1 protein-coding gene is annotated in these 3,672 nt (G+C 72.0%); it reads left to right on the top strand.

Translation table 11 applies throughout. From position 1 onward, the window contains the following. The coding region (locus tag BMY74_RS45585) for a type I polyketide synthase (RefSeq protein WP_177230207.1) at window positions 1-3,672 on the top strand (3,672 nt) is incomplete at both ends.

Below are 3,672 nucleotides of genomic sequence, written 5' to 3'. Positions count from 1 at the left end.
GGGCACTCGATCGGTGAGGTGGCGGCGGCGCATGTGGCGGGTGTGCTGTCGCTGGATGACGCCTGCACGCTGGTGCGGGCGCGTGCCGGCTTGATGGAGGCGTTGCCGTCGGGTGGCGCGATGGTGGCGATCGCGGCGACCGAGGCCGAGGTCTTGCCGTTGCTGGGCGAGGGCGTCTCGGTCGCGGCGGTGAACCGGGCGGACTCGGTGGTGGTCGCGGGCGACGAGGCCGCGGTGCTGGAGATCGCCGCTCGGTTCGGGGATCGCAGGACGTCGCGTCTGCGCGTGTCGCACGCGTTCCACTCGCCGTTGATGGAGCCGATGCTCGACGAGTTCGCTCGAGCTCTGGAGAACCTGTCGTTCCGTGAGCCGTTGATGCCGTTGGTGTCGAACGTGACCGGTGCTCTGGTCACCGATGAGGTGTGCTCGCCGCAGTACTGGGTGCGGCACGTGCGGGAGGCGGTGCGGTTCGCCGATGGCCTTCGCGCGTTGTCCGACGCCGGGGCGTCGGCGTTCCTGGAGCTGGGACCGGACGGCGTGCTGACCGGTCTGGTCGAGGACAGCCTCGCGGTTCCCGCCCTGCGCAAGGACCGCGACGAGGAGAGCACCGTGCTCGTCGCGATGGGACAGCTGTACGCGGGCGGTGTGGAGGTCGACTGGCGCCGGATCGTGCCTGCCGGGCGGTTCGCGGACCTGCCGACCTATGCCTTCGACCACGAGTGGTTCTGGCCGCGAGGAGTCTCCGCCGCGGGCGATGTGGCCGCGGCCGGACTGGGGTCGCCGCGTCACCCCCTGCTCGGAGCCGCGGTCTCGGTCGCGGGGACCGGCGAGGTCGTGCTGACGGGCCGGGTGTCGCTGCCGGCGCACCCGTGGCTCGCCGATCACGTCGTCTTCGGGCAGGTGCTCGTCCCCGCCACCGCGCTCGCCGAGCTCGCCGTGCGCGCGGGTGACGAGGCGGGCTGCGGGCGGATCGACGAGCTGACCATGGTCGCGCCCCTGGTGCTGACCGACCGCGCGGCTGTCCAGGTGCAGGTGTGGGTCGGCGTGCTGGAGGACGACGGGAGCCGGGTCGTCCGGGTGCACTCGAGGCCCGACGACGGCGGTGACGACGACTGGGTGCTGCACGCGAGCGGTGTGCTCACTTCCGGCGTGCCCGTCGCCGACTCGCGTTTCGCGGCGGCGTGGCCTCCCGGCGGCGCCGAGCAAGTGGAGCTGACCGGGTGCTACGAGGGTCTCGCCGACGCGGGGTTCGGCTACGGCCCGGCGTTCCGGGGACTGCGGCGGGCGTGGCGTGGCAGTGGCGGCGAGTACTTCGCCGAGGTCGTGCTACCGGACGACCGGCGGGACGAGGCCGCTGCCTTCGGCGTGCACCCCGCGCTGCTCGACGCGGCCCTGCACGTGCTGATGCTGGAGGGCGGGGATGAGGAACCCCCAGGGCTGCCGTTCTCCTGGCAGGGACTCTCGTTGCACGCCTCCGGCGCGGCGGGGCTGCGCGTCAGGCTGACCAGGTCCGACACCGGGCAAGTGTCGCTCACCGCGGCCGACGAGACCGGTGCACCTGTGCTGAGCGTCGACTCCCTGACGGTGCGTCCGGTGACCGCCGACCAGTTCGCCGCAGGCACGGACGCCCTGTTCGAGGTGGAGTGGGTCACGCCGACCGCGGGCGAGCCGGTCGTGCCGGTCGCCGTGCTGGGAACGGGGCTGGCCCTCGACGTCGAGGTGTGCGAGGACCTGGCGGACGTGCCGGACGGTGTCGTGGTCGTCCCGGTGCGATGCGATCCGGACGATGTGCGCGAAGCCGCCCACCAGGCGGCCTCGCAGGTGCTGGAACTCGTCCAGGAGTGGCTGGGCGAGAACCGTTCCGAGGACTCTCGCCTGGTCTTCGTGACCCGCGGTGGCCTGGCGGCGGCCGCGGTGCGTGGTCTTCTGCGATCGGCGATGTCCGAGCACCCCGGGCGGTTCGGGCTCGTGGAACTGGAGTCCGGCACCGTGGACGCCGGACTGCTGTTCCAGGCACTGGGTTCGGGTGAGTCCGAGCTCGTCGTCCGCGACCGGCGGCTGCTGACTCCTCGGCTCGCCAGGGTCGCGGCCTCGCCGCGGCACGACCGGGACTGGAACCCGGACGGAACCGTGCTGGTCACCGGTGGCGTGGGTGGTCTGGGTGCTGTGGTGGCTCGGCACCTGGTGGCTGAGCGTGGTGTGCGGCATGTGGTGCTGGCCGGCAGGCGCGGGATGGAGACGCCGGGTGCTGGTGCCCTGGTGGAGGAACTGTCGAGGCTCGGTGCCTCGGTGCACGTGGTGGCGTGCGACGTGTCGGATCGCGACGCGGTGGCCGCGTTGCTGGCGGGCGTGCCCGACGCGCATCCGTTGACGGCGGTGGTGCACGCGGCGGCCGTGCTGGATGACGGTGTGGTGGAGTCGTTGACGCCGGAGCGGGTGTCGGCGGTGTTGCGGGCGAAGGCCGATGCGGCGTGGCATCTGCACGAGCTGACGGCCGGCCTCGATCTTCGTGGTTTCGTGCTGTTCTCCTCGGTGGCCGGGGTTCTCGGTGCGGCGGGGCAGGCGAACTACGCGGCGGCGAACGCGTTCGTGGACGAGCTGGCGCGGTACCGGCGTGGTCTCGGGCTCCCGGCGGCGTCGCTGGCGTGGGGACCCTGGGAGTCCGGCACGGGCATGACCACAGGTCTGTCCGCGGTGGACATCGAGAGGATGTCGCGCTCGGGCATGCCGCCGCTGTCGGTGGAGCGGGGTCTCGCGCTGTTCGACGCCGCACTGGCCGTCGACCAGCCGGTCGTCGTACCGGCCCAGTTCGACCTGCGTGCGCTGCGGTCGCAGGGCGACGTCCCCGGCATCCTGCGCGGCCTCGTCCGCGTTCCCGCGCGCCGGTCGGTGGCCGGGACCGGTGAGTTGGCCCGGCTGTTGTCCGGTGTGTCCGCGGACGAGCGCAGGCCCGCGGTGGTCGAACTCGTGCGGGCACAGGTCGCCTCCGTGCTGGGACACTCCGACACCGCGGACATCGACGTGACCAAGGCGTTCCAGGAACTGGGCTTCGACTCGCTGATGTCGGTGGAGCTGCGCAACCGGCTCGCATCGGTCTCGGGCATGCGGCTGCCCGCGTCCCTGGTGTTCGACTACCCGTCCGTCGACGCGCTGGCCGACTTCCTGATCGAGGAGGTGGAAGGGCGCCAGAACGTCGACCTCGCGCCCTCCGCGAGGGCCGTGACCGGCGATCCGATCGTGATCGTGGGGATGGCGTGCCGGTATCCGGGTGGGGTGGCCTCGCCGGAGGACCTGTGGCGGTTGGTGGCCGAAGGCCGGGACGCGATCACCGGGTTCCCGCGCAACCGTGGCTGGGACCTGGACGGCTTGTACGACCCGGATCCGGATCGTCCGGGGACGTCGTACACCCGCTCGGGTGGGTTCCTGCACGATGCGGGTGAGTTCGATCCCGGGTTCTTCGGGATGTCTCCTCGGGAGGCGTTGGCGACGGATTCGCAGCAGCGGTTGTTGCTGGAGGTGTCGTGGGAGGCGGTGGAGCGGGCCGGGATCGATCCGGTGTCGTTGCGGGGCAGTCAGACCGGTGTGTTCGCGGGCGTGATGTACAACGACTACGGCGCTGTTCTCGCCGGCGGTGACTTCGAAGGCCACCAGGGCAGCGGAACGTCACCGAGC

This window comes from Lentzea albida (assembly GCF_900111005.1).
Lineage (GTDB): Bacteria > Actinomycetota > Actinomycetes > Mycobacteriales > Pseudonocardiaceae > Lentzea > Lentzea albida.
Note: the sequence above shows the minus strand (reverse complement) of the source record. Positions and strands in the feature narration are given on the sequence as shown.